Annotated in this window: 28 protein-coding genes; 2 read left to right on the top strand and 26 right to left on the bottom strand. The window is 69.3% G+C overall.

Translation table 11 applies throughout. The features are described from left to right. Nucleotides 1-137 precede the first annotated feature (137 nt). Nucleotides 138-680 (top strand): TetR/AcrR family transcriptional regulator, encoded by a 543-nt coding sequence (locus ABD844_RS12200; RefSeq protein ID WP_344876133.1) that lies wholly within the window; start codon nt 138-140, stop codon nt 678-680. Between the two features lie 116 nt (nt 681-796). Here the strand turns inward: ABD844_RS12200 and ABD844_RS12205 are convergent, their stop codons facing one another. The 4 genes from ABD844_RS12205 to ABD844_RS12220 form a co-directional block, all read right to left on the bottom strand. Then, nucleotides 797-1,114 (bottom strand): STAS domain-containing protein, encoded by a 318-nt coding sequence (locus tag ABD844_RS12205; RefSeq protein WP_344876135.1) that lies wholly within the window; start codon nt 1,112-1,114, stop codon nt 797-799. A 104-nt stretch (nt 1,115-1,218) separates the two neighbouring features. After that, nucleotides 1,219-2,385, bottom strand: coding sequence for a sensor histidine kinase (locus ABD844_RS12210; RefSeq protein WP_344876137.1), 1,167 nt, complete (start codon nt 2,383-2,385; stop codon nt 1,219-1,221). Continuing rightward, nucleotides 2,386-3,501: an ABC transporter permease gene (locus ABD844_RS12215; protein ID WP_344876140.1), complete on the bottom strand. Its 1,116-nt coding sequence runs from the start codon at nt 3,499-3,501 to the stop codon at nt 2,386-2,388. Then, the gene (locus tag ABD844_RS12220) at nt 3,498-4,394 is read right to left on the bottom strand and encodes an ABC transporter ATP-binding protein (protein WP_344876142.1); all 897 of its coding nucleotides are present in this window, start codon (nt 4,392-4,394) and stop codon (nt 3,498-3,500) included. Before ABD844_RS12220 ends, ABD844_RS12215 begins: the two co-directional genes overlap by 4 nt. A gap of 127 nt (nt 4,395-4,521) precedes the next feature. On the opposite strand from ABD844_RS12220, the gene ABD844_RS12225 reads away from it, so the two are divergent. Continuing rightward, a complete protein-coding gene (locus ABD844_RS12225; RefSeq protein ID WP_344876144.1) occupies nt 4,522-5,142 on the top strand; it encodes a cob(I)yrinic acid a,c-diamide adenosyltransferase in 621 nt (206 codons plus the stop codon). Between the two features lie 38 nt (nt 5,143-5,180). Here the strand turns inward: ABD844_RS12225 and ABD844_RS12230 are convergent, their stop codons facing one another. From ABD844_RS12230 to rho, 22 genes are all read right to left on the bottom strand, one after another. Continuing rightward, nucleotides 5,181-5,561, bottom strand: coding sequence for a DUF2550 domain-containing protein (locus tag ABD844_RS12230; protein WP_344876146.1), 381 nt, complete (start codon nt 5,559-5,561; stop codon nt 5,181-5,183). A 30-nt stretch (nt 5,562-5,591) separates the two neighbouring features. Then, a complete protein-coding gene (locus tag ABD844_RS12235) occupies nt 5,592-5,993 on the bottom strand; it encodes a F0F1 ATP synthase subunit epsilon (RefSeq protein ID WP_344876149.1) in 402 nt (133 codons plus the stop codon). Nucleotides 5,994-6,062: 69 nt separating this feature from the next. After that, a complete protein-coding gene (gene atpD / locus ABD844_RS12240; RefSeq protein ID WP_344876151.1) occupies nt 6,063-7,511 on the bottom strand; it encodes a F0F1 ATP synthase subunit beta in 1,449 nt (482 codons plus the stop codon). A gap of 1 nt (nt 7,512) precedes the next feature. Beyond that, nucleotides 7,513-8,415 carry a F0F1 ATP synthase subunit gamma gene (locus ABD844_RS12245; RefSeq protein ID WP_344876153.1) on the bottom strand — a complete coding sequence of 301 codons (903 nt, stop codon included), beginning with the start codon at nt 8,413-8,415 and terminating at the stop codon, nt 7,513-7,515. A 3-nt stretch (nt 8,416-8,418) separates the two neighbouring features. After that, a complete protein-coding gene (atpA, locus tag ABD844_RS12250) occupies nt 8,419-10,068 on the bottom strand; it encodes a F0F1 ATP synthase subunit alpha (RefSeq protein WP_344876155.1) in 1,650 nt (549 codons plus the stop codon). A gap of 23 nt (nt 10,069-10,091) precedes the next feature. Then, nucleotides 10,092-10,901, bottom strand: coding sequence for a F0F1 ATP synthase subunit delta (locus tag ABD844_RS12255; protein ID WP_344876157.1), 810 nt, complete (start codon nt 10,899-10,901; stop codon nt 10,092-10,094). Next, nucleotides 10,901-11,455 (bottom strand): F0F1 ATP synthase subunit B, encoded by a 555-nt coding sequence (locus tag ABD844_RS12260; protein ID WP_344876159.1) that lies wholly within the window; start codon nt 11,453-11,455, stop codon nt 10,901-10,903. The genes ABD844_RS12255 and ABD844_RS12260 overlap by 1 nt, the downstream gene beginning before the upstream one ends. A 34-nt stretch (nt 11,456-11,489) precedes the next feature. Beyond that, on the bottom strand, nt 11,490-11,720 hold the full coding sequence (atpE, locus tag ABD844_RS12265) for an ATP synthase F0 subunit C (protein ID WP_344876161.1): 231 nt from the start codon (nt 11,718-11,720) through the stop codon (nt 11,490-11,492). A gap of 72 nt (nt 11,721-11,792) precedes the next feature. Beyond that, a complete protein-coding gene (gene atpB / locus ABD844_RS12270; RefSeq protein ID WP_344876163.1) occupies nt 11,793-12,590 on the bottom strand; it encodes a F0F1 ATP synthase subunit A in 798 nt (265 codons plus the stop codon). A 73-nt stretch (nt 12,591-12,663) separates the two neighbouring features. Then, nucleotides 12,664-12,879, bottom strand: coding sequence for an AtpZ/AtpI family protein (locus tag ABD844_RS12275; RefSeq protein ID WP_344876165.1), 216 nt, complete (start codon nt 12,877-12,879; stop codon nt 12,664-12,666). A 65-nt stretch (nt 12,880-12,944) separates the two neighbouring features. Beyond that, complete coding sequence (locus ABD844_RS12280; RefSeq protein ID WP_344876166.1) at nt 12,945-13,367, bottom strand: Cg1360 family ATP-synthase-associated protein; 423 nt, start codon at nt 13,365-13,367, stop codon at nt 12,945-12,947. Nucleotides 13,368-13,497: 130 nt separating this feature from the next. Then, complete coding sequence (locus ABD844_RS12285) at nt 13,498-14,784, bottom strand: glycosyltransferase family 4 protein (protein ID WP_344876168.1); 1,287 nt, start codon at nt 14,782-14,784, stop codon at nt 13,498-13,500. 57 nt (nt 14,785-14,841) lie between these two features. Next, nucleotides 14,842-16,107 carry a serine hydroxymethyltransferase gene (locus ABD844_RS12290; protein WP_344876170.1) on the bottom strand — a complete coding sequence of 422 codons (1,266 nt, stop codon included), beginning with the start codon at nt 16,105-16,107 and terminating at the stop codon, nt 14,842-14,844. A gap of 63 nt (nt 16,108-16,170) precedes the next feature. Further along, the gene (locus ABD844_RS12295) at nt 16,171-16,545 is read right to left on the bottom strand and encodes a hypothetical protein (RefSeq protein ID WP_344876172.1); all 375 of its coding nucleotides are present in this window, start codon (nt 16,543-16,545) and stop codon (nt 16,171-16,173) included. Next, entirely contained in the window at nt 16,545-19,274 is a 2,730-nt protein-coding gene (locus ABD844_RS12300; RefSeq protein WP_344876173.1) for a hypothetical protein, read from the bottom strand. Before ABD844_RS12300 ends, ABD844_RS12295 begins: the two co-directional genes overlap by 1 nt. A gap of 89 nt (nt 19,275-19,363) precedes the next feature. Further along, entirely contained in the window at nt 19,364-20,011 is a 648-nt protein-coding gene (locus ABD844_RS12305) for an L-threonylcarbamoyladenylate synthase (RefSeq protein WP_344876175.1), read from the bottom strand. Between the two features lie 10 nt (nt 20,012-20,021). Continuing rightward, complete coding sequence (gene prmC, locus ABD844_RS12310) at nt 20,022-20,876, bottom strand: peptide chain release factor N(5)-glutamine methyltransferase (RefSeq protein WP_344876177.1); 855 nt, start codon at nt 20,874-20,876, stop codon at nt 20,022-20,024. Next, a complete protein-coding gene (gene prfA / locus ABD844_RS12315; protein WP_344876179.1) occupies nt 20,873-21,925 on the bottom strand; it encodes a peptide chain release factor 1 in 1,053 nt (350 codons plus the stop codon). The genes prmC and prfA overlap by 4 nt, the downstream gene beginning before the upstream one ends. An 87-nt stretch (nt 21,926-22,012) precedes the next feature. Further along, a complete protein-coding gene (rpmE, locus tag ABD844_RS12320) occupies nt 22,013-22,231 on the bottom strand; it encodes a 50S ribosomal protein L31 (RefSeq protein WP_344876181.1) in 219 nt (72 codons plus the stop codon). Between the two features lie 150 nt (nt 22,232-22,381). Continuing rightward, the gene (locus tag ABD844_RS12325; RefSeq protein WP_344876183.1) at nt 22,382-23,017 is read right to left on the bottom strand and encodes a response regulator transcription factor; all 636 of its coding nucleotides are present in this window, start codon (nt 23,015-23,017) and stop codon (nt 22,382-22,384) included. A 60-nt stretch (nt 23,018-23,077) separates the two neighbouring features. After that, nucleotides 23,078-24,343, bottom strand: coding sequence for a sensor histidine kinase (locus ABD844_RS12330; RefSeq protein WP_344876185.1), 1,266 nt, complete (start codon nt 24,341-24,343; stop codon nt 23,078-23,080). A gap of 168 nt (nt 24,344-24,511) precedes the next feature. Beyond that, a partial coding sequence (gene rho / locus ABD844_RS12335) for a transcription termination factor Rho (protein ID WP_344876187.1) occupies nt 24,512-25,973 on the bottom strand: 1,462 nt, incomplete at its 5' end.

Below are 25,973 nucleotides of genomic sequence, written 5' to 3' on the forward strand. Positions count from 1 at the left end.
ACCCTTTTCCAAATCCGATCATCCGTCCATAATTGTGTGCTCTGGGGGCCACGATCATGTTGGACGGGTGGAATGTGAACCGGTCTTACCGGGGAATGTCGGCTGAGCAAAGGCTGGCAGACAGACGCGAGCGGCTGATGACGGCCGCGTACACGCTATACGCGAAGCCTGGATTCGCGGCGACGACCATCGAAAGGCTGTGCTCGGAGGCCAGGATCTCCAACCGGGCCTTCTACGAATGTTTCGGCGGCCGGGAGGATCTCCTCCAGGCGTTACACGATCGCTGCGTGGACGAAAGCCTCGAGGCCGTCGCCAAAGCGTTACACGAGGCGCCGAACTCCCTTGACGGGAGAGTCAAGGCGGGGATTCGCGCCTATCTCGAGTTCACCACCGCCGACTGGCGGCGGGCCCGCATCATGCACGTGGAGGTACGCAGGTCGGGGGACATCCTGACACTGTCGCGTCAACGCGCGGTGGACGCGTTCGCCCGACTTGTGGAGGAGGCGTCGGCGGATTTCCCCATGGCCGCCACGTTGAATCGCCGGCTGGTGGCGCTCGGCATCATAGGGGCGTTGCAGGAGCTGCTGATCGAATGGCTGCTCTCCGACGAGCAGCCGGAGATCGACGAACTCGTCGCCGTGGCGGTCCACATCTTCGGTCGCAGTCTCGGCACGAGTTGATCGCGATTTTGACTCGCATTCACGCCTTTCCCCCAACGGACGGCCGAAATCTACATTTCGTCTAAGCACCGAAAGAGCGGGCAACGGCTGATCGTTGCCCGCTCCGATATGTCACATCAGGCCACCGCGACCACAGGAACCTCCACATGCAACACCCGATTCAGCCGGGTCACCGTCAGTATCCGCATGATCCTCGGTGGCACCCCCCGAAGAACGAGGCGGCGTCGCACGCTCAACGCGCGCCGATGCGCGCCCACGAGGACGCCGAGACCGGTCGCGTCGATCATCTCCAGTCTGGAGAGATCGAGGATCAGGTCGCCTTCGCCGGAGTCGAGAGCCTTGTGCAGCCTCTCACGCACCCCCGCAGACGTGCCGGCGTCGAGCCGGGCACCGATCCGCACCACCTGGGCTCTCGGATTGCCCCGGACGCGCATGCCACCTCCTCAGTCACGCTCGCTCGCGTTGTCGTCCGCTGCGCCATTCCGGCGGTCACCCGCCGGACGCAGCACTTGCCGAGGTGAACCTCCGCAGGACTCCCCTACCCAGCTATCGGCAATGACACGACCGCACGCAGCAGGAAGTGTCCGTCGCCGGTCGGCTGGGCGGTCACGACGCCGCCCACGGCGGCCAGTCGCTCCCCCAGCCCCGCCAGGCCGCTGCCCAGCTCCGTGGCCCCGCGCCGGGCCACGCCGTCGTTGCGCACGGTCAGCTCGGCCTCGTGCTCGGTGAGGCGGATCGCGATGTCGCAGAAGGTCGCGGTGCTGTGCTTGAGCACGTTGGTCACGGCCTCGCGCACCGCGAAGGCGAACACCGGGGCCACGCCGGCCGGCGGCTCGCGGTAGGGCAACCCGACCTCGCAGCGGACCCCCGCCGCCTCGAGCACACCCTTCACGCTATTCAGCTCAGCGGTCAAGTCAAGCTCGCGGTAGCCGCGCACTGCCTGCCGCAGCTCCTTCAGCGCCTTCCTGGTCAGCCGGTTCACCTCGGACATCTCCGCCTTGGCCGCCGCCGCGTCCGCATCGGACAGGCGTACGGCCAGGTCGGTCTTGACGGCGATGGCCGAGAGCTGGTGCCCCACGAGGTCGTGCAGGTCTCGGGCGAAGCGCAGCCGCTCCTCCGCCAGCGCGAGCCGGGTGTGGGCCTCCCTGCCTCTGTGCGCCTCCACGGCCAGCGCCCAGATCCACATCCACACCCGGTTGGACGCCGGCACCGCCGCGCACAGGGCCCCGTAGGCGACCAGGTTGAAGACCAGCGCCTCGCCGCGCGTCAGCTCGAAGGCCGTGGAGGTCAGGCCGACCTCCCGCCCCAGGGAGCTGAGCGCGACGCCGGCCGCCCACGTGCCCGCCTGCAGCGCCAGCGCCGTACGCCGGGACACCTCCAGCGTGGCGACCGACAGCCAGCACACGAGCGCGAAGCCCCAGCCGAACGAGTCGGCCCCGCCCAGACCGGCCGCCGACAGCGCGACGACCGCCGCCCCCACCACCTGCCAGGTGGGGCGACGGCGGTCGAGCACTGCTTTGACGACGTCCCTGCAGAGCCAGGTGAACCCGATCGCGGCGAGCAGCGCGGGCGCCACGCGCCACCAGACGAGCCGCCCCTCGCCCGCCGCGACCGCGATCGTCATGAGGATCAGCAGCCACATCACGGCGAAACCGGAGAGCAGCACCTTCCAGGTGATGCGCCGCGCCCGCTCGATCGTGTCCATCTACGCCCGCGTACGCAGGACTTCGCCGAGTTTCAGCCGGGCGCCCGTCCGCAGCACGGCCCGCTCGTACACCTTGGCCCCGAAGGCGAGCACCGCCACCACGGCCGCCAGCATCGCCGCCATGGACAGCCCCACCTGCCACATCGGCACCTCGGTCGCCGCCATCCGGACCGGCATGATCATGGAGGAGAACGGCGGGATGTACGACGCCACCGTCGCCAGCGTGCCCGTGGGCTCGTTGCTGGCGTAGAAGGCCACGAAGTACGTCGCCATGATGATCATGGTCAGCGGCGTCAACACGGAGTTCACCTCCTCCTGGCGCGAGACCAGCGAGGCGGAGGCCGCCGCGAGCGTGGCGAAGAACGCGTAGCCCAGCACGAACCACAGCACCACCCCGGCCACCAGCCCGGGGATGCCGGGCGGGAAGTCGGCGGCCAGGCCGGAGGCGAAGGCGGCGCCGAGGCCGACCACCAGGATCGTGACCAGGTTGATCAGGCCCAGGATGCCCAGTCCGACGATCTTCCCGCCGAGGAGCTGCCAGGGCCGTACGGAGGCCAGCAGGATCTCCACGATCCGGCTGCCCTTCTCCTCCACCACGCCCATGGCGACCATGACGACCTGGCCCAGGATCAGCATGAACAGGATGAGGACGAGCACGGTCGCGATGGCTCCGCGGGCGGCCTCGTACCGGGTGTCGGCGCCCACCGACTCCATCTGCAGCGGCGGGATCGCCACCCCGGCCGCGCCGAGCTTGAACTCCCGGTTGACGCTCTGCATGAGCACGCCGAGCTGGGCGTCGATCTCGCCGTCTGTGAGCACCTTGGCGCCGTTGACCAGCACCGCGTCCACGTCGCCCGCGAGCACGGCCCGCTCGGCCGCCGCCTCGTCGGGGAAGGCGCGCCACTCGAACCCGACCTCGGGCGCCGCCGCCTGGAGCGGGAGCTGCTGGGAGTTCACGGTGCCCAGGGTGTAGGAGTCGCCGCCGCCGCCGAAGATCTTGGGGGCGAACGACAGCCCCGCCACCAGCACGGCCGTGACCAGCAGGCCGATCACGAACGCCCGGGTGCGAACCTGGGTGCTCACCTCGCGACGGGCGACCAGCATCAGTCCGTTCACGCCACGGCCTCCTTGAAGATCTCGGTCAGGGTCGGGTGCTGGACCCCGAAGTGCTCCACGTGCCCAGCCTTCATGGCGCGGCGCAGGATCTCCTGGTCGTCGCCGCCGGTCGTGAGCAGGGTGTGCCGGTCGCCGTGCACGGTGACCGTACCGGGCAGGCCGTCGGCCCAGCCGGGGGCCGGGTCGCGGACGACGACCCGCAGCGTGTCGCCCTCCGCCGACCGCAGGGCGTCCACCGTACCGGCGGCGACCATGCGGCCCGCCGAGACGATGCCCACGGAGTCGCACAGCCGCTCCACCAGTTCGAGCTGGTGGCTGGAGAAGATCACCGGCACGCCGCCCCTGCACCGCTCCTGCAGCGCCCCGACCAGCGCGTCCACGGCGATCGGGTCCAGGCCGGAGAACGGCTCGTCCAGGATCAGCACCTGGGGATCGTGCACGAGCGCCACGGCGAGCTGCACGCGCTGCTGGTTGCCCAGGGAGAGCGCCTGCACGGCGTCGTTCCTGCGCTCGGTCAGCCCGAGCCGCTCCAGCAGGTCATCGGTGGCCTTCTTCGCGGCCTGCGCGCTCAGGCCGTGCAGGCGGCCGAAGTATTCGATCTGCTCGGCGACCCGCATCTTCTGGTAGAGCCCGCGCTCCTCCGGCATGTACCCGAACCGCTGCCTGGCGTCGTGGTCGAGGGGCCTGCCCTCCCAGCTCACCGAGCCGGCGTCCGCCTGGAGCACGCCCATCACGATGCGCATCGTCGTGGTCTTGCCTGCGCCGTTCGCGCCGACGAACCCGAACATCTCGCCCGGCCGCACGGCGAAGCTGATCCCGTCCAAAGCGACCTTGCCGCCGGGAGCGCTGGGACCACCCGCGAAACGTTTGCGCAGCTCGCTGATCTCGAGCATCAGGTCATCTCCTTCGTCATGGGTCAATAGTGCCCTTCGCCCTGTTCAGCGGGGTAGTCGTGGAAATCACGCGGCGGAGGTGGATCCCGCGTCCGATCCCGATGACATTTGTCACTACGCTGAGGCCATGACACGCGCGGACAGAGACGGGGCGGGCGGCGACGGCCCCGACAGGGACAAGCCGGTGGTCCTCTCTCGCATCTACACGAGGGTCGGCGACGACGGCACCACGGCCTTGGTCGACATGAGCCGCACCTCGAAGACCGATCCCCGGCTGGCGGCCTACGCCGACGTCGAGGAGGCCAACGCCCACCTGGGCCTGGCGCTGTCCTTCCGCACGCTCTCCGACGACCTGACGGGGGTGCTCACGCGCGTCCAGAACGAACTGTTCGACGTGGGGGCCGACCTGGCCACCCCGGTCGTGGCCGAGCCGGAGTTCCCGCCGCTGCGGGTCGAGCCGTCGTACGTCACGTGGCTGGAGGAGCAGTGCGACCGGCTCAACGCCGGGCTCAAGCCGCTGCGGAGCTTCATCCTGCCGGGCGGCGACCCCGCCGCGGCCGCGCTGCACGTGGCCCGCGTCACCGTCCGCCGGGCCGAGCGGACGACCTGGGCGGCCCTCCAGGCGCACGAGGACATGAACCCGCTGACCGCGAAATACCTCAACCGCCTGTCAGACCTGCTCTTCATCGCCTGCCGCGTCGCCCACGCGGGCGACGAGATCCTCTGGAAGCCGGGCGGCACCCGCTGACCCCCGCGCGAGCGGGCCGGAGGCGGGCCGTGACGGCCTCAGGCGACGTCGAGGTAGGCGCTCGGCGGGGCCGACTCCAGCCAGGCCAGGAAGCCGGTCAACGCGTCGGCGCTCATGGCCAGGGACAACCCGCGGGTGCTCCCCTCGCAGTCGACCGCGTACAGGCCGCCGTCGATCTCACGCCGGGCGGATACGACGAGGCCGCGCCTCGCGATCGCGTGGCGCGGCCTGAGCCGGATGCCCAAGAGCGGAATCCAGTGGAGCTCCCCGTCGGCGTAGCGGGCCACCCCGCTCTGCCACCCGCGCTCCCCCACCCGCAGGCGACAGGGTACGCTCCCCCGCGAACGGGCCAACGTGAAGCCCCGCAGGACTATGAGGGCGGCCAGCAGCACTACGAGAGTCACAACCGTCGCCGCCATGCCGCCCCCCTGAGCCGTTCTTGAAATGTATTAAACCTCTTCGCCTGCCGCGCGCAGCCGGGCCCTGGCACGCTTGGCCTCGACTGCCGCGTCGGCGTCTTCCTGGTTGGCCTCGATCGAAGCCTGGGCCCGGTCGAGAGCGTCGCGGGCCGCCGCGACATCGACCTCGGAACCGAGCTCGGCCACCTCGGCCAGCACGGACACCTCGTCGTCGGCCACGGAGATGAATCCCCCGTGCACCGCCGCCACCAGCTCCGGCTCGCCTTCCCGCTTCACGCGCAGCACTCCGCCCTCGACGAGGACACCGAGCACAGGTGCGTGTTGCGGCATAATACCGATCTCGCCGTCCACGGTCTTGGCAATCACCATGTCGGCCTCGCCCGACCAGATCTCACGCTCGGGTGAGACAACCCCTACGCGTAGCTTCGCCACTGAAGTAGGTTCCTTTCCGATCAGGTGGCGGCTCGGCCCTGGTGGAGCCGCGCCGCCACCGTGGGGCGATTAGCGACGCTCGAGTTCCTTGGCCTTCGCGATGGCCTGCTCGATGCCACCGACCATGAAGAACGCCTGCTCGGGCAGGTGGTCGTACTCACCCGCGCACAGGCCCTTGAAGGAGGCGATGGTCTCGTCGAGCGGCACGGTCTCGCCCGGCTGGCCGGTGAAGGCCTCGGCCGCGTACATCGGGTGCGACAGGAAGCGCTCGATGCGGCGGGCCCGCTGGACGGTGACCTTGTCCTCCTCGGAGAGCTCGTCGATACCGAGGATCGCGATGATGTCCTGGAGCTCGCGGTACTTCTGCAGGATCCGCTTGGTCTCCTGGGCCACCCGGTAGTGCTCCTCGCCCACGATCTGCGGGTCGAGGATCCGGGAGGAGGAGTCGAGCGGGTCCACCGCCGGGTAGATGCCCTTCTCCGAGATCGGCCGCGAGAGCACGGTCTGCGCGTCGAGGTGCGCGAACGCGTTGTGCGGAGCCGGGTCGGTGATGTCGTCGGCGGGCACGTAGATCGCCTGCATGGAGGTGATCGAGTGACCGCGCGTCGAGGTGATGCGCTCCTGGAGCACACCCATCTCGTCGGCCAGCGTGGGCTGGTAACCCACGGCGGACGGCATACGGCCGAGCAGCGTGGAGACCTCGGAACCGGCCTGCGTGAAGCGGAAGATGTTGTCGATGAACAGCAGCACGTCCTGCTTCTGCACGTCGCGGAAGTACTCCGCCATCGTCAGCGCGGACAGGGCGACCCGCAGACGGGTGCCCGGCGGCTCGTCCATCTGACCGAAGACGAGCGCGGTGTCCTTGAGAACGTCCGCCTCCTCCATCTCCAGCCACAGGTCGTTGCCCTCACGGGTGCGCTCGCCCACCCCGGCGAAGCACGAGGTGCCACCGAAGTTGCGGGCGACGCGGCGGATCATCTCCTGGATCAGAACGGTCTTGCCGACGCCGGCGCCGCCGAACAGACCGATCTTCCCACCCTGCACGTACGGGGTGAGCAGGTCGATGACCTTGATGCCGGTGACCAGCAGCTCGGTACGGGACTCGAGCTGGTCGAAGGGCGGCGACGGCCGGTGGATGCCCCAGCGCTCGTTGATCTTGAGCGACGCGGTCGGCACGTCGAGCGTCTCGCCCAGCGCGTTCCACACGTGGCCCTTGACGACGTCGCCGACCGGCACCGAGATCGGGCCGCCGGTGTCGGTGACCGCCTGGCCGCGGACCAGGCCGTCGGTGGGCTGCATCGAGATGGCCCTGACCAGGTTGTCGCCCAGGTGCTGGGCCACCTCGAGCGTCAGCGTCTTGGTCTCGCCGCCGAGGGTCACCTCGACCTTGAGCGCGTTATAGATGTCGGGCATCGCCTCGACGGGGAACTCCACGTCGACGACGGCGCCGGTGACGCGCGCCACGCGGCCGGTGCCGGCCGCCGCGGCTTCTACAGTTTCAACAGCCTCTGCAGTCATTTCACTCTTTCCCCGCTGCGGCGTCAGCGAGCGCGTTGGCGCCACCGACGATCTCGCTGATTTCCTGGGTGATCTCAGCCTGGCGAGCCTGGTTCATCTGCTGGGTGAGCACCCGCATCAGCTCGTTGGCGTTGTCGGTCGCGGCCTTCATCGCACGCCGTCGCGCGGCCTCCTCGGAGGCGGCGGACTGGAGCAGCGCCGTGAAGATGCGCGACTCCACGTAGCGCGGCAGCAGCGACTCCAGCACGTCACCGGCGGTCGGCTCGAACTCGAAGTACGGCGGGATCGCGGTGGACTCCGTCGCCTCGGTCTCCTCGACCTCCAGCGGCAGGATCCGCTTGACCACGACGTTCTGCGTGAGCATCGAGACGAACTCGGTCGACACGATGTGGATCTCATCGATCCCGTTGTCGTCCTTGAACGAGTCGATCAGCGTGTTCGCGATCTCCTTGGCGTCGGCGTAGGCCGGCTTCCGTGAGAAGCCGACCCAGTTGCCGCCCATGTCCCTGCTGCGGAAGGTGTGCCAGGTGACACCCTTGCGCCCGGTGACGAACGGCACCACGTTCAGCCCACGGGCCTGCAGCAGCCCGCGCAGGGCCTCGGCCTCGCGCAGCACGTTGGCGTTGAAGCCGCCGCAGAACCCGCTGTCGCTGGTGACGATGAGCACGCCCGCCTTGGTGGGGTTCTCCTTCGCCACGGTCAGCGGATGGTCGACGCTGGCCGCGTTGCTGACGACGCCGGTGACGGCGCGCGTGATCTCGCGCTCGTACGGCAGCGCCGCCTGCATCCGCTGTTGCGCCCGCACGATCCGTGAGGAGGCGATGAGCTCCTGGGCGCGCGTGATCTTCGCGGTCGACTTGACCGAGTTGATCCGCCGCCGCAGCAGCCTTAGCTGGGCACCCATGACCTACTTCTCCGTCGAGGGACGGACGACCTTCTTGATCTTCTCCTGGCCGACCTCGTCGGCGTCGAGCGGCGCCACCGGCTCGTCCTTGACCAGCAGCTCGCCCGAGGAGGTGGTGAAGCCCTTCTTGAACTCCGTGATGGCGTCCTTGAGGGCGGTCACGGCGTCGTCGGCGAGGTCCTTGGTCTCCCGGATCCCGTCGAAGATGCCCTTGTGCGAGGACTGCAGGTAGTCGAGGAACTCCTGCTCGAAGCGGCGGATGTCCTCGGTGGGAACCTCGTCGAGCTCACCGGTGGTGCCGGACCACACCGACACGACCTGCCGCTCGACCGGGTACGGCGAGTACTGAGGCTGCTTGAGCAGCTCGACCAGCCGCTGACCGCGCTCGAGCTGGGCCCGGGAGGCGGCGTCGAGGTCGGAGGCGAACGAGGCGAACGCCTCCAGGTCGCGGTACTGCGACAGCGACAGCTTCAGCGTGCCCGCCACCTTGCGCATCGCCTTGACCTGCGCCGAGCCACCGACTCGGGAGACCGAGATACCGACGTTGATGGCCGGACGGACGCCCGCGTTGAACAGGTCGGTCTCAAGGAAGCACTGGCCGTCGGTGATGGAGATGACGTTGGTCGGGATGAACGCCGAGACGTCGTTGCCCTTGGTCTCGATGACCGGCAGACCCGTCATCGAGCCCGCGCCCATGTCGTCGGAGAGCTTGGCGCAGCGCTCCAGGAGGCGGGAGTGGAGGTAGAAGACGTCGCCGGGGAAGGCCTCGCGGCCCGGAGGGCGACGCAGCAGCAGGGACACGGCGCGGTAGGCGTCGGCCTGCTTGGTCAGGTCGTCGAAGACGATGAGGACGTGCTTGCCCTGGTACATCCAGTGCTGGCCGATGGCGGAACCAGTGTAGGGGGCAAGATATTTGTAACCGGCCGGGTCGGAGGCGGGGGCGGCGACGATGGTCGTGTAGTCAAGCGCGCCTGCCTCCTCGAGGCGGGCCTTGACCTGCGCGATCGTCGAGCCCTTCTGGCCGATGGCGACGTAGACGCAGCGGACCTGCTGCTCGGGGTCGCCGGAGAGCCAGCCCTCACGCTGGTTGAGGATCGTGTCGACGGCGATCGCCGTCTTGCCGGTGCCGCGGTCGCCGATGATGAGCTGACGCTGGCCGCGGCCGATCGGCGTCATGGCGTCGATCGCCTTGATGCCGGTCTGCAGCGGCTGCTTCACCGGCTGCCGCTGGACGACCGTGGGCGCCTGGAGCTCGAGAGCGCGCAGGCTCTCGGACTCGATGGCGCCCTTGCCGTCGAGCGGGTTGCCGAGGGGGTCGACCACGCGGCCGAGGAAGTTGTCGCCGACGGGCACGGACAGGACCTCGCCCGTCCTGCGGACCGTCTGGCCCTCCTCGATGCCGCTGAAGTCACCCAGGACCACGACACCGATCTCGCGGGTGTCGAGGTTGAGTGCCAGGCCGCGCGTGCCATTCTCGAACTCGAGCAGCTCGTTCGCCATCGCCGAGGGAAGGCCGGAGACATGGGCGATACCGTCGCCGGCGTCGACGACGGTCCCGATCTCCTCGCGCGCGGCGCCTTCCGGTTCGTACGCCTGGACGAAGCGCTCAAGCGCGTCCCGGATCTCGTCCGGCCGGATCGTAAGCTCCGCCATCTCTACTCTGTCTCCCTCTTCGCCTAGCCGGCCAACCGGCGGCGGACTTCTTCGATTCGTCCCACAATGGTGGTGTCGATGATCTCGTCGCCGATGCGGACCGAGAACCCACCGAGCACCCGCTTGTCGACCTCGACGTTCAGGTGCACGTCACGGCCGTACGAGGTGCGCAGCCACGCCGTCAGGCGCTCCTTCTGCGCCTCGGACAGCTCGACCGCGCTACGCACCACCGCCACGAGGCGCTGGCGCTGCTGGGCCACGAGCTGGCCGAACTCTTCCAGACCTGGCTCCAGGTTACGTCCTCGCGGATGCACCACAACCTGCGTGATCAGACGCAGGCTGGTCGGGGCGACCTTGCCGTCGAGCAGGTCGCGCAGCAGGTCGCGCTTGCCCGCTTCGGGCGCGGCCGCGTCGGCGAGCGCGCGACGCAGGTCAGGGTTGGCGGCGACGATACGGCCGAAGCGGAAGAGTTCGTCCTCCACCTCGTCGAGCCTGGACTGGCTCTCCGCCTCCGCGGCCGCGGCGACGACGCCGAGCCGTTCGAGCACGTCGGCCAGGTCACCGGCGCGCGACCACTTGGCCGAGACCGCGGCCTCGGCCGTGGCGATGGCCGCAGTGCCGACCTTGCCGTCGAGCAGCGAGCCCACCACGGCGGACTTCTGCTCGGGAACCCTGGCCGGGTCGGACAGGGCGCGGCGCAGGCCGTGCTCGCGGTCGAGCAGATCCGCGACCGCGAACAGCTCGTCGGAGAGCGTACCGAGGTCGGCACCGCCGGCGACCGCGTTGAACCGCTCTTCGACGTCGGCCAGCGAGGCCCTGCTCAAACCGCGCATCAGCGCACCGCCTGCGCGGTGCTGTTCTCCAGCTCGTCGAGGAACCTGTCGACGATGCGGCTCTGGCGGACCTCGTCCTCGAGGGACTCGCCCACGATGCGGCCGGCCAGGTCGGTCGACAGGCGGCCGATCTCCGCGCGGAGCTGGGCGAAGGCCGCCTGGCGGTCCGCCTCGATCTGCGCGTGCGCGGCCTCGACGAGACGGCGGGCCTCGGCCTGCGCCTCCTCGCGAAGCTCGGCCTTGATCTGTGCGGCCTGCTCGCGAGCCTCCTCGCGCAGCCTGGCGGCGTCGCGACGGGCCTCTTCGAGCTGCTCGGAGTAACGCTTCTGCAGGGCCTGAGCCTCCGCCTGCGCCTCCTCGGCCCGCTTGATGCCGCCCTCGATCGCGTCGGTCCGCTCGGCCAGCGTCTTCTGGATGCGCGGGACGAGGATCCTGCCAACGACGATCAGGACAACGGCGAACGAGAAGATACCGACGATGAGCTCGTAGTCGTGGGGAAAGAGCGGGTTTGCGCCCTCCTCCGCCGCAGCGAGGAGCGTAGCTGCCTTAATCATGGACGCAGCCTTTCGTCAGGAGGTTCGTCTGGCCTTAGATGTTCGCGAAGATGAAGGGCGCGACCAGACCGAGCAGGGCCAGGGCCTCGGTGAGGACGAAGCCGAGGAGCATGTTCTGGCGGATCAGGCCGTACGCCTCCGGCTGGCGCGCGATGGCCTGCACGCCCTGACCGAAGATGATGCCGACGCCGATGCCGGGGCCGATGGCGGCGAGACCGTAACCGATGGCGGTGACGTTGCCGGAGACCTCAGCGAGAACGCTCATTGCTGTTATTCCTTTACTGGACGGCCGGTGAAGTGGAGTCTCACCGGTCATGGATATTCCGGTATGTGGTTCTCAGTGATCTGGGTGCAGCGCGCCGCCGATGTACATCGACGCCAGCATCGCGAAGAGGAACGCCTGCAGGAACTGGATGAACATCTCGAACGCGGTGAAGATGATCGTCATGATCACGCCGAGGACGCCGATGGGGGCCCCGAGCGGGGTCAACTGCTCGAACAGGAACCAGAAGCCCACCATGCTGAAGAACGCCAGCAGCATGTGACCTGCGAACATGTTCGCGAAGAGTCGCACCATGTGCGTGAACGGTGCGATGATCATGTTCGAGAGGAACTCGATCGGTGCCAGCAGGAAGTAGATGCCCTTCGGCAGCCCCGGGGGGAACATCATGTTCTTGAAGTAGCCGATGCCGCCCTGGTGCTTGACGCCCAGGTAGACCTTGAGCACGTAGATCGAGATCGCGAGGACCGCCGGGAAGGCGATGTGCGAGGCCACGGGGAACTGCGCTATGGGGATGACGCCCATGACGTTCCAGATGAGGACCAGGAAGAACACCGAGAGCAGCAGGCCCATCCACCGGTCGGCGTCCTTGCCCAGGAAGGGCCGGGCGACCTGGTCGCGGACGAACATGTAGCCGTACTCGACCACGTTCTGGACACCCCGTGGCACCACCTTCGGATTTCCGAAGGCGGCCCAGGTGACACCGATCACCAGCACCGCGCTGAGCAGTGCCAGCAGGACCGGCTTGGTGAACCAGTCGACCCCGGGGATGATCGGAGGCAGGTTGAACAGTTCGTCAGGCGTTGGCGCCCCGAACTGGTCAGCGGGTGTCGCGAGGACCGTCAGCGCACTCACGCGGCGTTCCCTTCATCAACGTCGTAGTGTGGATCACAAGGATTTCCCTCAGCGAAGTCGTCGCTGCGGCGGACTAGCGGGAGAACTTCCGGTAGGCGGAGTAGCCGGAGAGCACTAGCCCCAGAACGATGCCTATGGGGAAGAACGCGGACATGTCCAGCCACCGGTCCAGCAACCACCCGAGGCCGCCGTAGATGGCCATCCCAGCGAGCAGCAAGCTCGGGATCGACCACATGGCGTCGGCGAAGTCGCGACCGTCTTCTTCCGGTCGGCGTTCCTGTGCGCTCATCGCGGGGCTGACGATAGCAGGCAAGTAGAGGACTAGTCATATCGGGCCCCACCCGAGGGCCGACCTCATGAGTCGCCCTTCCCGGGGACCCCGGCTTCGGGGTCGACGTAGAGCATCTTCGTCTTGACGAAGGCACGCACCTCGAAACCCGTCCAGACCAGCGTGCACACCACGACGGCCCAGGCGAACGCCTGCGTGTTCCAGAGCGTGGTGTCACGGAAGGAGGCGAGTACGATCATGATGACGACGACCTTGACGAGATAGCTGCCCATCGCCGCGATCGCCATCATCTGCGGGGAGACGCGGGCGGCGTATGACACCGCCACCACACTGATGCTGAAGAAGACCCCGACGAGCAGGGCGCCGATGACCGCGCCCAGCGCCCCCTTGCCACCTGCCGTCAGGAGCGCCACGACCACGGCGACCACTCCAACCAGGGCGGTCGGAATCGCGGCGCTTTTGAGTACGCGCAAGTCGTTGGCCTGCATCAATGCTCCATCAAACAGTTATCAAGCGAGCGTTTGCTACCTCCAGAGCCGCTCGGCCTGGAGTCCCTGCTCGTGAAAGATATCACAAGCTCACAGAAGACCGCTTTTACCTGCCGTTTCTAGTTCGCGATCAAGAACGGCCTGGAAAGACGGGAATGACCGGTTTTCCGTCGGCCGTCGCGCGATCGTGCGAAGGGCCGTCCGCCGGTGGCCGCCTGGGCTGGGACTCCGGCGCGATCGGCGGCATCGGCCCGGTGGGCGGACCGTCGTCGTTGTCGGGCCGCTTGCCTCTCTCGGCCGAGTGGGCGCCGCCCCGCCCTCGCCACCAGCGCGGGGCCGCCATCAGGACCAGCGCCGCCAGCGCCAGCACGATGACCACGGGGAACAGCAGCACCGGCACACCCTGCCGGGACATCAGGACCATGCCGAAGGCGAACGCGAACGCCCACGCGTACATGATCAGCACCGAACGCCGGTGCGAGTAGCCGATGTCGAGCAGTCGGTGGTGCAGGTGACCGCGGTCGGGCGCGAACGGCGACAGGCCGTGAGACGTACGCCGGACCACGGCGGTGATCAGGTCGGTCAGCGGGAGGACCAGCACCGCGGCGGGCAGCAGCAGCGGCAGGAAGACGCCGGCCTTGTTCATGTCTTCGATGGCCGCCGGGTCGAGCGGCGTCACGGTCACGATCGAGGAGGCGAGCACCAGGCCGATCAGCATGGCCCCGGTGTCGCCCATGAAGATCTTCGCCGGATGGAAGTTGTGCGGCAGGAACCCCAGGCAGGTGCCGATGAGAACGGCGGCGATGGCGGCGGTGGTGGTGATGTTGCCCACGCTCATGCTCTGGGCCAGGAAGATCGAGTAGGCCCAGGTGGCCATGGCGGCGATGCACACGATCCCGGCAGCGAGCCCGTCGAGGCCGTCGACGAAGTTGACCGCGTTGATGGTCACGACCACGACCAGGATCGTGATGATCGTGCTCAGCGTGTAGTCGAGGCTCATGGAGCCGCCCCAGTCTTTGGGCAGCGGCAGGTAGAGCAGTCGCATGTTGAAGAAGACCAGCACGCCCGCCGCCGCGATCTGCCCGGCGAGCTTGATGAAGGCGTCCATGCCCCACCAGTCGTCGAGGAAGCCGGTGAGCGTGATCAGGCCGCCCGCCACGATCAGCGCGGTGACCGCGTCGGACTCGGACTCGGCCAGCGCCTGGCCGGTGTGGGTGAGCTGGTCGGCGGTGAGCAGCCCCACGACCAGGCCGCCGTACATCGCCAGGCCGCCCAGCCTGGGTGTCGGTGTGGTGTGCACGTCGCGCGCGCGGACCTCGGGCATGGCACCGATGCGGATGGCGAAGCGGCGCACCAACGGGACCAGCAGATAAGTCACCGCCGCCGAGATGAGCGCCATGAACAGGTATTCGCGCACGAACCTAGTTTCCCGGATGCTCCGGCCCGCTGTGACCGGAAAACGACACAGACCATCTTAATATTCGCTGAGATATGGCTGATGGATGGCCAGAAGCGCCGAAACTCTTTCCCTGACCTCCTCCACGGCCTCCGGCCGCCGCACGGCCCGCGCCACCAGGGCGCCCACTTCGGCGAGCTCCTGGGGCCCCATTCCCTGGGTGGTGACACAGGGCGTGCCCACGCGGATACCGGAGGTGACCGCGGGCGGCTCGGGATCGTACGGGACGGCGTTGCGGTTGAGCGTGATCCCTGCCGCCGCGCACCTGCGCTCCGCCTCCGCCCCCGACACCCCGAGCCCGCGCAGGTCGATCAGCGCCAGATGGGTGTCCGTGCCGCCGGACACGGGCCGCATCCCCTCCGCCGCCAGCGCCTCGGCCAGTGCCCTGGCGTTCACGATCACGCGCCTGGCGTAGTCGGCGAACTCCGGCCGCATCGCCTCGCCGAACGCCACCGCCTTGGCCGCCACCGCATGCATCAGCGGCCCACCCTGCACGAACGGGAACACCGCCCGGTCGATCCGGCCGGCCAGCTCGCCGGTGCACAGGATGGCGCCGCCGCGCGGCCCGCGCAGCGTCTTGTGCGTGGTGAAGGTCACGACGTCCGCGTACGGCACCGCCGACGGGATCGCGCCGCCCGCCATCAGCCCGATCGGGTGCGCCGCGTCGACCAGCAGCCATGCCCCCACCTCGTCCGCGATGCAGCGGAAGACCTCGTGGTCGATCAGCCTCGGGTACGCCGTGGCCCCGCACACGATGAGCTTCGGCCGGTGCCGCAGCGCGAGGTCGCGCACCTCTTCGAGGTCGATGAGTTCGGTGTCCCGACGCACGCCGTACGAGACGACGTCGAACCATCTTCCCGAGAAGTTCACCTTCGAGCCATGGGTGAGGTGGCCGCCGTGCGACAGCGCCATGGCCAGCATGGTGTCGCCGGGCTGCAGGAGGGCGGCGTAGGCGGCCAGGTTCGCGGAGGCGCCGGAATGGGGCTGGACGTTCGCGTGCTCGGCCCCGAACAGCTCGCGCGCCCGGTCGATGGCCAGCCGCTCGGCCCGGTCCACGACCTCGCAGCCGCCGTAGTAGCGCCTGCCCGGGTAGCCCTCGGCGTACTTGTTGGTCAAGGTGGAGCCCAGGGCGGCCATGACGGCGGGCGAGGTGAGGTTCTCGCTCGCGATGAGCTGGATCCCGCCGCGTATCCGGTCCAGCTCGTCGATCAGGACCTGCGCGATCTCGGGATCCCGCGTCCGCAGCAGCCCGAAGTCCGGACCGTAGTAGGGTTCTGCACCCATTTCCCCACTGTACGACCGAATGTCCGTTTTCCCCATATATCGGTGATGCCCCGAAATTTCGACTTATGGGAAGGCATGGGGTGCGTTGGCCGTCGTTTGTACCCATCGTGGTGTATCTGAGGCTTCGTCGCTGATCGTGGTGAGCACGGACAGGCGATAGCGCGCCAGCCTGTCACGCCACTCGCGGAGGTCCTCGACGTAGCGCTCGCCCACGGGGGCGTCCCAGGTCTGCGGGCTCCTGGCCATCGCGTACGCCTTGTCGAGAGTGGTCTTGAGCGTCTCCAGATGGGGCATGACGGTGTTCCAGGCCACGACGAGACGCTCGTAGTCGGGATTGAACCGCCAGGCGCGCTGGGGGTCCTCCAGGGGGCCCGTGGAGGTGATGGGCGGGACCTCGTCGCGGCCCTTCGCCCGGGGGGCCGGTGGATCTGCGTACATCAGGCGCTCCTTCCTGGCCGGCCGGGGTCGATCTCACCCTGCGGGCCGTCCGGCCCGACGTCCTGCGGGGCCCAGGCGCCCTTGCCGTACTCGCCGGGCGGGACCTCCACGCTCGGCATCTCCTGGGGCTGGATGTCGCGGTGGTGCTCGACGACCGTCGTGAGGGCGTCGAGAGTGGGCGGCGCCATGTCGGACGACACCACATCGCTCCCGTCATCCGCCCACCCGACACCACCCGCCACGGTCATCGGGGAACCCACGTCCGTCCCAAGGCCCGCGCCCGCCCCCAGGCCCACGTCGGCTCCAGGATCCACGCCCGCCACAAGGCTCACGTCCGATGCAACGCCCGCGTCCGCCGCAAACTCCACGCCCGGTACGAGGTCAACACCCGCCGCAAGGCCCACGTCCGGGGCGAGGCCCGCGCCCGCCGCAAGGCCCACGTCCGGCGCAAGGTCCACGCCCGCCGCAAGGCCCACGTCCGATGCGAGGTCCACACCCGCCGCACTACCCACGTCCGGGGCGAGGCCCGCGCCCGCCGCAACGCTCACGTCCGATGCGAGGCTCGCCTGCGCCGGGAGGTCCACGTCGTAGGCGATCAGGATGTCGTAGTCGGGTGACGTCCCCCCGCCGCCACCGCCGCCCCCGCTTCCGCGCGCGCCGGTCGCCGTGTCGGCCGTCTCCGGCTGGGCTCCGGCACGCACGTCGGTGCCCGTCCCGGTGCCCGGATGGTCGGCGGTTGTGCTGATTGGTGGCTCGGCCGAGGGGTTCGTCGAGGGATTCGTCGGCAGTTCGGCGGAGGGGTTCGTCGGCGGAATCGTCACCGGCTCACCACGTCCACCCGTCCCTTGTCCACCAGGCTCATTGCCGCTGCCTGTGCCCTGACCCGTCCCGCTACCGCCAGCACCCTGGTCACCCGCGCCCCGGCCTTCGGCCCCACCACCACCGGCGCCATCGACACCACCGGCACCAGTACCCTGGCCACCGGTCCCGCTAGCGCCCGTGCCCTGGCTCGGCTGGTCGCCTGTCGGCGGGGCCGGTGTCGGGTCCTTGCCGCCCGGTGTGGTGCTGGTGCCGTCGTCGGGCGTCGGGTCCTGGCGGGAGTCGCAGGCGTCGTCGGTCCGCGACCCGTCTCCATCGGTACGAGCCCCGCTCCCATCGGCCTGCGCCCCGCCCTCGCCTGTGCTGGATCCGCCTGTGCTGGATCCGCCTCCGTCGGTGCGCGCCCCGTTCGCGTCGGTACGGGCTCCGTCCACGTCGGTGCTGGAACCGCCGCCGTCGTTGACAGGGGTTTCGTAGCGGTCGTAGGCCGATGGGGTGGCGGTGCCTGAGACCTCGGTTGTCGTGGCGCCGCCCGAGGTCGTGGTGTCCGGTGGCGGGAGTGTCGCCGACTGGCCGGAGCCCGTGCTCGGCGCGCCCGCGTCGATCGAGCCCGCGGGGCCGTCCGGGCGGATGTCGCGTTCCGCCCACTCCCCCTTGCCGTACTCACCGGCGGGAACCTCGACGCTCGGCATCTCCTGCGGCGCTATGTCCCGATGGTTCTCGATCACCGTCTTCAGCGCGTCCAGGTCGGGTGGGCGGGCCTCCACCGAGACCACGTCGCTGCCGTCGTTGGCCCAGCCGTTGACACTGTTCGCATTCGTCGCGTTCGTCCCATCCGTGGGGCCGGTATCCGCGGGACCGGTGGGGTTCGCCGTGTCGGCGGGGAGTTTCGGCATCTCGGCCGGTTGCACGGTGTCCGCGTTCTCCAGCATGTCCTCCACGACCTCGGCCGTGGGCGGGTCGAGCGGCACCTGCAGCACTTTGACCCCATCGACCTCAATGACCTGCGGTTTGGTCGGGTCGGGTGCGTCCTTGGCGGGAGTGTCCGGCACGCCGCCATCAGGCTTTGTGCCATCAGGCTTGGTGCCATCAGGCTTGGTGTCGTCAGGCTTGGTGTCATCGGGCTTGGTGTCGTCAGGCTTGGTGTCATCGGGCTTTGCGTCATCCGACTGCGCGCCATCCGACTCGGCGCCGTCCGGCTGCGCGCCGTCAGCCTCGGCCCCGCGGTCGCGCCTGCTGTCCTGGTCGGCGTCCTTGGGGTCGTCCTTGGGCTGGTCGGTCGGCTGGTCAACGGGCTGGTCGCCGGTCTTGCCCTCGCTACCGGTCCCGCCGCCCTGACCGGCCCCGGGATCCTGCCGAGTGCCGGTGTCCTTGCCGGTTTCGGTGTCCTTGCCGGTTTCGGTGTCTTTCCCGGTCTCGGTGTCTTTCCCGGTGCTGGTGTCCTTGCCGGTCTCGGTGCCCTTGCCCGTGTCCTGGCCTGTCCCCGTGTTCTTGTCGTCGTTCTTGTCGTCGTCGCGCTTCTCGTCGCCGCCGGTCTTGCCGTCCGAGCCCTTCGGGTCGTCCGTGCCCTTGCCTTCGAGGTTCTTGCCGTCGGGGGTCGGTGTCGTGGCGGGCTCGTCTGTCTTCGGTTGCCCGCCGGTCCCGGGTGCGTCGCCACCCTGTACGGCCCCGGCGCGCGCCGGATCCTCGCGCTTCTCGAGCACCCCGAGCCGCGTGTTGACGTCCTTGACCATCTCGTCGACGGAGTCGGCGATCTGGACCGGACGGTGGGTGGCCTGGCTGGGCAGCCCTGCCTGCTGCATGGCGAGCCTGACCCGGTCTTCGGCCGTACGCATCCGCGTGGCCGCCTGTTTCACCTCGGCCAGCAGGTCGCGCACCAGCTTGGGATCCATGCCGTCGAACTTGCCCATGGGCCACTCCCGGGACGTATCGCCGCTCCGGGCCTCACCGTAGTGTCGGCCGGAACGCGATAGCAGCCGGAATAAGCAGCCGGTATACGTCAGTCGTCGGTGGCGACGTAGCCGATGATGCCGCGCAGCTTCTCCACCGGGATGGCACCGCGCCGCAGCAGCCGGGGCACGGCCGTGGTGAGGTCGATGATGGTGGAGGGCGTGTTGTCGGTGGTCTTGCCGCCGTCAAGGTAGACCTCGACGGAGTCGCCGAGCTGCTCCTCGGCGTTCTCGGCCGTGGTGGCGGCGGGCGCGCCGGAGCGGTTGGCGCTGGAGACGGCCATGGGGCCGGTCTCCTTGAGCAGGTCGAGCGCGACCGGGTGGAGCGGCATGCGTACGGCGACGGTGCCCTTGGTGTCACCCAGGTCCCAGGAAAGGGCCCTGTTGGCCTTGCAGATGAGCGTGAGCGGCCCCGGCCAGAAGGCGTCGATCAGATCCTGCCCGTACGGCCCCAGGTCGTCCACGAGCGCTGTGGCGGCTCTGACGGTGCCCACCAGGACGGGCGGCGGCATGTCGCGGCCCCGCCCCTTGGCGTCGAGCAGCTTGGTGACGGCCGTCGGAGTGAAGGCGTCGGCGCCGATGCCGTAGACGGTGTCGGTCGGCAGCACCACGAGGTCGCCGCGGCGAACCGCGGCCGCGGCCTCCACCAGGGCCGTAGCGCGCTGGTCGGGGTCGGAGCAGTCAAAACGTCGTCCCACGCCGTGCATCCTAGTCCTGGCCCAGCCTGGCCGTGACGAAGCGGTCTCTTCTGGTGAGGTCTTGGCGCAGGCGTACGTCACGCCAGCCGTTGTCCTCGGGGAAGGTCAGGTAGGCGGCCCTGCCCTGCTCGTCCGCGTGCTCCACGGCCACCCAGCCGCCCGGACGCAGCAGCCGGCGGGCCGTGCGCTCCACCGCGCGCACCTCGCCCAGACCGTCGTCTCCTGAGCCGTACAGAGCCCTGGAGGGGTCGTAGTGGCGCACCTCGGGGTCGCGCGGGATCGCGCCGGGCGGGATGTAGGGCGGGTTGGAGATGACCAGGTCGACCTTGCCGTTCAGCTCGGGCAGCGCCTCGGCGAGGTCGTCAGGGTGCAGGTGGGTGCGGCCCTGACCGTGCTCGGAGATGTTGCGCTTGGCCCACGTGTACGCCGCGGGATCGACCTCCACGGCGTGCACCTCGGCCAGCGCCACCTCCTGGGCGATCGAGAGCGCGATCGCTCCGGAACCGGTGCCGAGGTCGACGACGAGCGGGGCGGTCACGTCCATCTCGCGCAGGGTCTCGATGGCCCAGCCGGCCATCACCTCGGTCTCAGGCCGCGGCACGAACACCCCTGGCCCCACCGCCAACTCCAGGTAGCGGAAGTAGGCGTGGCCGGTGATGTGCTGCAGCGGCTCGCGGGCCTCGCGCCGGGCGACGCCCTCCCAGAACAGCGCGTCGAAGTCGGCGTCCTTGACCGTGTGGAGCTCGCTCCTGCGCACGCCGTGGACGAACGCCGCGATCTCCTCCGCGTCGGTGCGCGGCGAAGGAACGCCTGCCTCGGCCAGCCGGGCGGTGGCGAGCGCGATCTCGTCCAGCAGAAATGTCATGAGTGTTGTGCGAGCTTCTCCGCCATCTCGGCGTCGATGAGGGCTTGGGTGACGGCGTTGAGCTCGCCGTCGAGAACCTGGTCGAGGTTATACGCCTTGAAGCCGACGCGGTGGTCGGAGATGCGATTTTCCGGGAAGTTGTAGGTGCGTACGCGCTCGGAGCGGTCGACGGTGCGCACCTGCGACTTGCGCTCGGCCTGGGCGGCGGCCTCGGCCTGCTCCTGAGCGATGGCCAGCAGCCGCGCCCGCAGGATGCGCAGCGCCGACTCCTTGTTCTGGAGCTGGCTCTTCTCGTTCTGGCACGAGACGACGACGCCCGTGGGCAGGTGGGTGATGCGGACCGCGGAGTCGGTGGTGTTGACGCTCTGACCGCCGGGGCCGCTGGAGCGGTAGACGTCGATGCGCAGGTCGTTGGGGTCGATCTGGACGTCGACCTCCTCGGCCTCCGGGTAGACGAGCACGCCGGCGGCGCTGGTGTGGATGCGACCCTGCGACTCGGTGACCGGCACCCGCTGCACGCGGTGCACGCCGCCCTCGTATTTCAGCCGGGACCACACGCCCTCGTCGCCCTTGGCCCTGATGCCGACCGTGACGTCTTTGTACCCGCCCAGGTCGGAGGGCTGGCTGTCGATGATCTCGGTCTTCCAGCCGAGCCGCTCGGCGTAGCGCAGGTACATGCGCAGCAGGTCGCCCGCGAACAGCGCGGACTCCTCACCGCCCTCGCCCGCCTTGATCTCCATGATGAGGTCTTTGTCATCGTTGGGATCGCGCGGGATGAGCAGGTGCCTGAGCCGCTCTTCGAGCTGCGGGATGCGCTCTTCGAGCTCGACGGCCTCGGCCGCGAACGCTTCGTCCTCACCGGCCAGCTCTTTGGCGGCGGTCAGATCGTCGCGGACGGAGTCGAGCTCGCGATAGGTGCCGACGATCGGCGTGAGCTGCGCGTAGCGCCTGCCGAGGGTGCGGGCCTTGCCCTGATCGGCGTGCACGGCGGGATCGGCGAGCTGCAACTCCAGCTCGGAATACTCCTTGAGCAACTCGTCGAGGTTCACCGTGGGTCCTTTTGCGTAAAGTTCGGCCGCTTCACCAACAACGCCGACCCGGCGCACGCAGGTGCGTCCGGGCCGGCGTGGATGAAGCTACTTGCCCGTGGGCTTCTTGCCGAAGCGCTTCTCGAAGCGGGCCACCCGGCCGCCGGTGTCGAGGATCTTCTGCTTGCCGGTGTAGAACGGGTGGCAGGCAGAGCACACGTCGGCGTGGATCACGCCGTTCTTGGCCGTGCTACGGGTGGTGAACGTGTTACCGCAGGAGCAGGAGACCTGCGTCACGTGGTATTCGGGGTGGATGTCGCGCTTCATGGCTGTCCTTTCGGGGTGCGGTCGCCGGGTCGCCTTCACGCACGGCGTGAACCGGAACCGCAAAACGGTCAGCTACCAGTGTGCCAGATCGTGCAACCATCCCAGGCCATCGGACATTCCCCCAGCGGACATTCACCCGGCCCGTGAAGGTCACCGCCCCAGGTACGTCAGGACGGCGAGCACGCGCCGGTGGTCCTCGGGGGCCGGGCCGAGTGCCAGCTTCGCGAAGATGCCGGAGATGTGCTTCTCCACCGCGCCCTCCGTGACGACGAGCCGGGCGGCGATCGCGGTGTTCGACCGGCCCTCGGCCATCAGGGCCAGCACCTCGCGCTCGCGCGGCGACAACGAGTCGAGCGGCGCGCCGCGGCGCTGACGGCTCAGTAACTGCACCACGACCTCGGAGTCGATCACCGTGCCGCCCGCCGCCACCTGCCGTACGGCCTCCAGGAACTCGGCCACGTCCGCCACCCGCTCCTTCAGCAGGTAGCCGACGGCCTTGCCGATGAGGTCGCCCGCGTAGCGCTCCTCGACGTACTGGGAGAGCACCAGGATCGGGAAGTCGGGGCGGGCCGCGCGCACCTCCAGCGCCGCCCTCAGGCCCTCGTCGGTGTGGGTGGGCGGCATGCGTACGTCGACGATCGCCAGGTCGGGCTCGTGCTCCAGCACCGCGGCCACCAGGGAGGGACCGTCGGAGACGCCGGCGACCGTCTCGATGCCGCCGTCGGCGAGCAGCCGCGCGAGCCCTTCACGCAGCAGTACGGAATCCTCGGCGATGACCACGCGCATGGCCACATGACTACAGGGGATCGCGTTCAGCGTCCACCGCGACCCATCCACGGGGTCCGCCTACCACTCGCACGGCAGCTCCGCACGTACGAGGGTGTGCCCGCCCACGGGGCTGTGCAGTACCAGGACGCCGTCGATGGTGGCCGCCCGGTCCGCCAGCCCGGACAGTCCGCCGCCGGGGCTGACGACCGCGCCGCCGATGCCGTTGTCCCAGACGTCCACGACCACGCCGCGACGGTCTCTGATCACCGTCACGGACGCCTCGGTGGCGCTGGAGTGCTTGGCCATGTTGGCCAGCGTCTCGGCCACGATGAAGTACGCGATGCTCTCCACCGCCGCCGGCGGCCGCTCGTCCAGCTCGACGGACACGTCCACCCGGATCGGCGCCCGCGCCGCCAGTCCCGACAGGGCGGCGTCGAGCCCGCGGTCGCTCAGGATCGCCGGATGGATGCCCCTGGCGAGGTTGCGCAGCTCGGCGATGGCCGCCTTGGTGCCGGTGTGGGCCTGGGCGATGAGCGCCCTGACCTCCTCGGGGGCGGTGTCGAACTTCGCCTGCGCCCGTCCGAGGTCGACCGCCACCGACAGGAGCCGCTGCTGCGCGCCGTCGTGCAGATCGCGCTCGATGCGGCGCCGCTCGGCCTCGGCCGCGTCGACCCCCCTGGCCCTGCTGGCCCGCAGCCGCCCCGCCTCGTCGCCGCTGAACAGCACCGTGGCCAGCGTCCCGTGCAGCCAGGCCATCCCCCTCACGAGGTACGCCGTCAGCACGAGCACCACGACGCCGAACAGCCCGGCGACGCAGGCGCCCGCCCAGTCGTCGATCATCAGGTCGCTGGAGAAGCCGGTGGTCGCGTACAGGAGGGCCAGCAGCGGCTGGACCAGCAGCAACCCCGTCGCCAGCCACATCCAGAACGACAGCAGCACCTCCAGCGCGCCCAGCGTCAGCAGCATCAGCAGGTAACTCAGGTCCTGCCAGGTGGCGGGGTCGGACAGCAGCCAGCGCAGGTGCGCGCCGAGCCCGTGCTCGGGCCTCGGACGGTAATGGTCGGGGAGCTTGACGCCGAGCGTCACGCGCATCAGCCGCCGCTCCAGCATCGCGCCGCCGCGCCACATCAGCACCGTGGCCATCATGAGCGGCAGCCCGACCCACACGACCGACAGCGTGAGCGCCGCCGGGATCGCCACCCCGAGCACGAGAAACCACCCGAGCCCGAAGAAGCCGGTGACCAGCAGGTACGGAGCCGCCCGCCAGGTCATCGGATCCACCAGAACACCCAGCGGACCCTTGGGCCCGTACGGCACACGGTCCTTCAACGCCACCGATCGCATGTCCTTCAGAGTGCACGGGACGAGCGCCGCGGTGAATACGGGAGACGTCCGTCGCACGGGTGGGGCTAACCCCACCCCCGCCGCGACACCGGCGCGGGCGGAAACCGTCTCGACGTGAAAGGGGCGGCGACGGGTGTGGAACCCGTGCCGCCCCGCTCAGGACCTGCGCTAGTCGCGGCTGTTGCTCACCGTGGTCGTCTGGACCTGCATGAGGAACTCCGCGTTGGACTTGGTCTCCTTCATCTTCTCCAGCAGGAGCTCGAGGGCCTGCTGCATGTCGAGAGCGTGCAGCACCCGCCGCAGCTTCCAGACGATCTGCAGCTCCTCCTTGGCCATGAGGATCTCTTCCTTACGCGTGCTGGACGCGTCGACGTCGACCGCCGGGAAGATCCGCTTGTCGGCCAGGGACCGGTTGAGCTTGAGCTCCATGTTGCCGGTGCCCTTGAACTCTTCGAAGATGACCTCGTCCATCTTCGACCCGGTCTCGACCAGGGCCGTGGCGAGGATCGTCAGCGAGCCGCCATTTTCGATGTTGCGGGCGGCGCCGAAGAAGCGCTTGGGCGGGTAGAGGGCCGTGGAGTCGACACCACCCGACAGGATGCGCCCGGACGCCGGGGCCGCCAGGTTGTAGGCGCGGCCGAGGCGGGTGATCGAGTCGAGCAGGACGACCACGTCGTGGCCCAGCTCCACCAGGCGCTTGGCGCGCTCGATGGCCAGCTCGGCGACCGTGGTGTGGTCTTCCGCGGGACGGTCGAAGGTCGAGTGGATGACCTCGCCCTTGACCGACCGCTGCATGTCGGTGACCTCTTCCGGCCGCTCGTCCACGAGCACGACCATCAGGTGGCACTCGGGGTTGTTGCGGGTGAGCGCGTTGGCGATGGACTGCAGCACCATCGTCTTGCCGGCCTTGGGCGGGGAGACGATGAGGCCGCGCTGGCCCTTGCCGATGGGCGAGACGAGGTCGATGATCCGCGTGGTGAGGATGTTCGGCTCGGTCTCGAGGCGCAGGCGCTCCTGCGGGTAGAGCGGCGTCAGCTTGTTGAAGTCGGGCCGGTTGCGGGCCTGCTCGGGGTCCATGCCGTTGACGGTGTCGAGGCGGACCAGGGCGTTGAACTTCTCGCGCCGCTCGCCGTCGCGCGGCTGCCTGACGGCGCCCGTGACGACGTCGCCCTTGCGCAGGCCGTTGCGCCGGATCTGGGCCAGCGAGACGTAGACGTCGTTGCTGCCCGGCAGGTAACCGCTGGTGCGGACGAAAGCGTAGTTGTCGAGGATGTCGAGGATGCCGGCGATGGGGATGAGCACGTCGTCGTCGCCGACGACGGGCTCGCCGCCCTCGTAGCGCTCACGGCCGCGGCCGCGGTTGCGCTCTCTGAAGCGGCCCCTGCGGCCGCGCCCGCCGCGATCGTCGTCGTCGATGCCACCGCGCTGGTCGCCACGCTGGTCACCCCGCTGGTCGTTGCGCTGGTCGCCGCGCTGGTCGCCACGCTGGTCACCGCGTTGCTCGCCACGCTGGTCACCGCGCTGGTCGGTCCGGCCGGAGTCCGCGGCGGCGCGCTCGCGCTGCCCGCCACGGCCGCTGTCGCGGCCGTTCTCGGCGCGGCCGCCCTCACCGCGGTCGCCACGCTCGCGG

Source organism: Nonomuraea antimicrobica, from assembly GCF_039536965.1.
Taxonomy (GTDB): Bacteria; Actinomycetota; Actinomycetes; order Streptosporangiales; family Streptosporangiaceae; genus Nonomuraea; species Nonomuraea antimicrobica.

What these genes read in the sequence shown, in the direction of transcription:
- atpA (WP_344876155.1), bottom strand. Translation starts at nt 10,068, where the DNA reads ATGGCGGAGCTTACGATCCGGCCGGACGAGATCCGGGACGCGCTTGAG.
- atpD (WP_344876151.1), bottom strand. Translation starts at nt 7,511, where the DNA reads ATGACTGCAGAGGCTGTTGAAACTGTAGAAGCCGCGGCGGCCGGCACC.
- ABD844_RS12220 (WP_344876142.1), bottom strand. Translation starts at nt 4,394, where the DNA reads ATGCTCGAGATCAGCGAGCTGCGCAAACGTTTCGCGGGTGGTCCCAGC.
- prmC (WP_344876177.1), bottom strand. Translation starts at nt 20,876, where the DNA reads ATGACATTTCTGCTGGACGAGATCGCGCTCGCCACCGCCCGGCTGGCC.
- ABD844_RS12300 (WP_344876173.1), bottom strand. Translation starts at nt 19,274, where the DNA reads ATGGGCAAGTTCGACGGCATGGATCCCAAGCTGGTGCGCGACCTGCTG.
- ABD844_RS12330 (WP_344876185.1), bottom strand. Translation starts at nt 24,343, where the DNA reads ATGCGATCGGTGGCGTTGAAGGACCGTGTGCCGTACGGGCCCAAGGGT.
- rpmE (WP_344876181.1), bottom strand. Translation starts at nt 22,231, where the DNA reads ATGAAGCGCGACATCCACCCCGAATACCACGTGACGCAGGTCTCCTGC.
- ABD844_RS12245 (WP_344876153.1), bottom strand. Translation starts at nt 8,415, where the DNA reads ATGGGTGCCCAGCTAAGGCTGCTGCGGCGGCGGATCAACTCGGTCAAG.
- ABD844_RS12200 (WP_344876133.1), top strand. Translation starts at nt 138, where the DNA reads ATGACGGCCGCGTACACGCTATACGCGAAGCCTGGATTCGCGGCGACG.
- ABD844_RS12205 (WP_344876135.1), bottom strand. Translation starts at nt 1,114, where the DNA reads ATGCGCGTCCGGGGCAATCCGAGAGCCCAGGTGGTGCGGATCGGTGCC.
- atpE (WP_344876161.1), bottom strand. Translation starts at nt 11,720, where the DNA reads ATGAGCGTTCTCGCTGAGGTCTCCGGCAACGTCACCGCCATCGGTTAC.
- ABD844_RS12210 (WP_344876137.1), bottom strand. Translation starts at nt 2,385, where the DNA reads ATGGACACGATCGAGCGGGCGCGGCGCATCACCTGGAAGGTGCTGCTC.
- ABD844_RS12290 (WP_344876170.1), bottom strand. Translation starts at nt 16,107, where the DNA reads ATGGGTGCAGAACCCTACTACGGTCCGGACTTCGGGCTGCTGCGGACG.
- ABD844_RS12325 (WP_344876183.1), bottom strand. Translation starts at nt 23,017, where the DNA reads ATGCGCGTGGTCATCGCCGAGGATTCCGTACTGCTGCGTGAAGGGCTC.
- ABD844_RS12255 (WP_344876157.1), bottom strand. Translation starts at nt 10,901, where the DNA reads ATGCGCGGTTTGAGCAGGGCCTCGCTGGCCGACGTCGAAGAGCGGTTC.
- ABD844_RS12225 (WP_344876144.1), top strand. Translation starts at nt 4,522, where the DNA reads ATGACACGCGCGGACAGAGACGGGGCGGGCGGCGACGGCCCCGACAGG.
- ABD844_RS12260 (WP_344876159.1), bottom strand. Translation starts at nt 11,455, where the DNA reads ATGATTAAGGCAGCTACGCTCCTCGCTGCGGCGGAGGAGGGCGCAAAC.
- ABD844_RS12275 (WP_344876165.1), bottom strand. Translation starts at nt 12,879, where the DNA reads ATGAGCGCACAGGAACGCCGACCGGAAGAAGACGGTCGCGACTTCGCC.
- ABD844_RS12230 (WP_344876146.1), bottom strand. Translation starts at nt 5,561, where the DNA reads ATGGCGGCGACGGTTGTGACTCTCGTAGTGCTGCTGGCCGCCCTCATA.
- ABD844_RS12295 (WP_344876172.1), bottom strand. Translation starts at nt 16,545, where the DNA reads ATGTACGCAGATCCACCGGCCCCCCGGGCGAAGGGCCGCGACGAGGTC.
- ABD844_RS12280 (WP_344876166.1), bottom strand. Translation starts at nt 13,367, where the DNA reads ATGCAGGCCAACGACTTGCGCGTACTCAAAAGCGCCGCGATTCCGACC.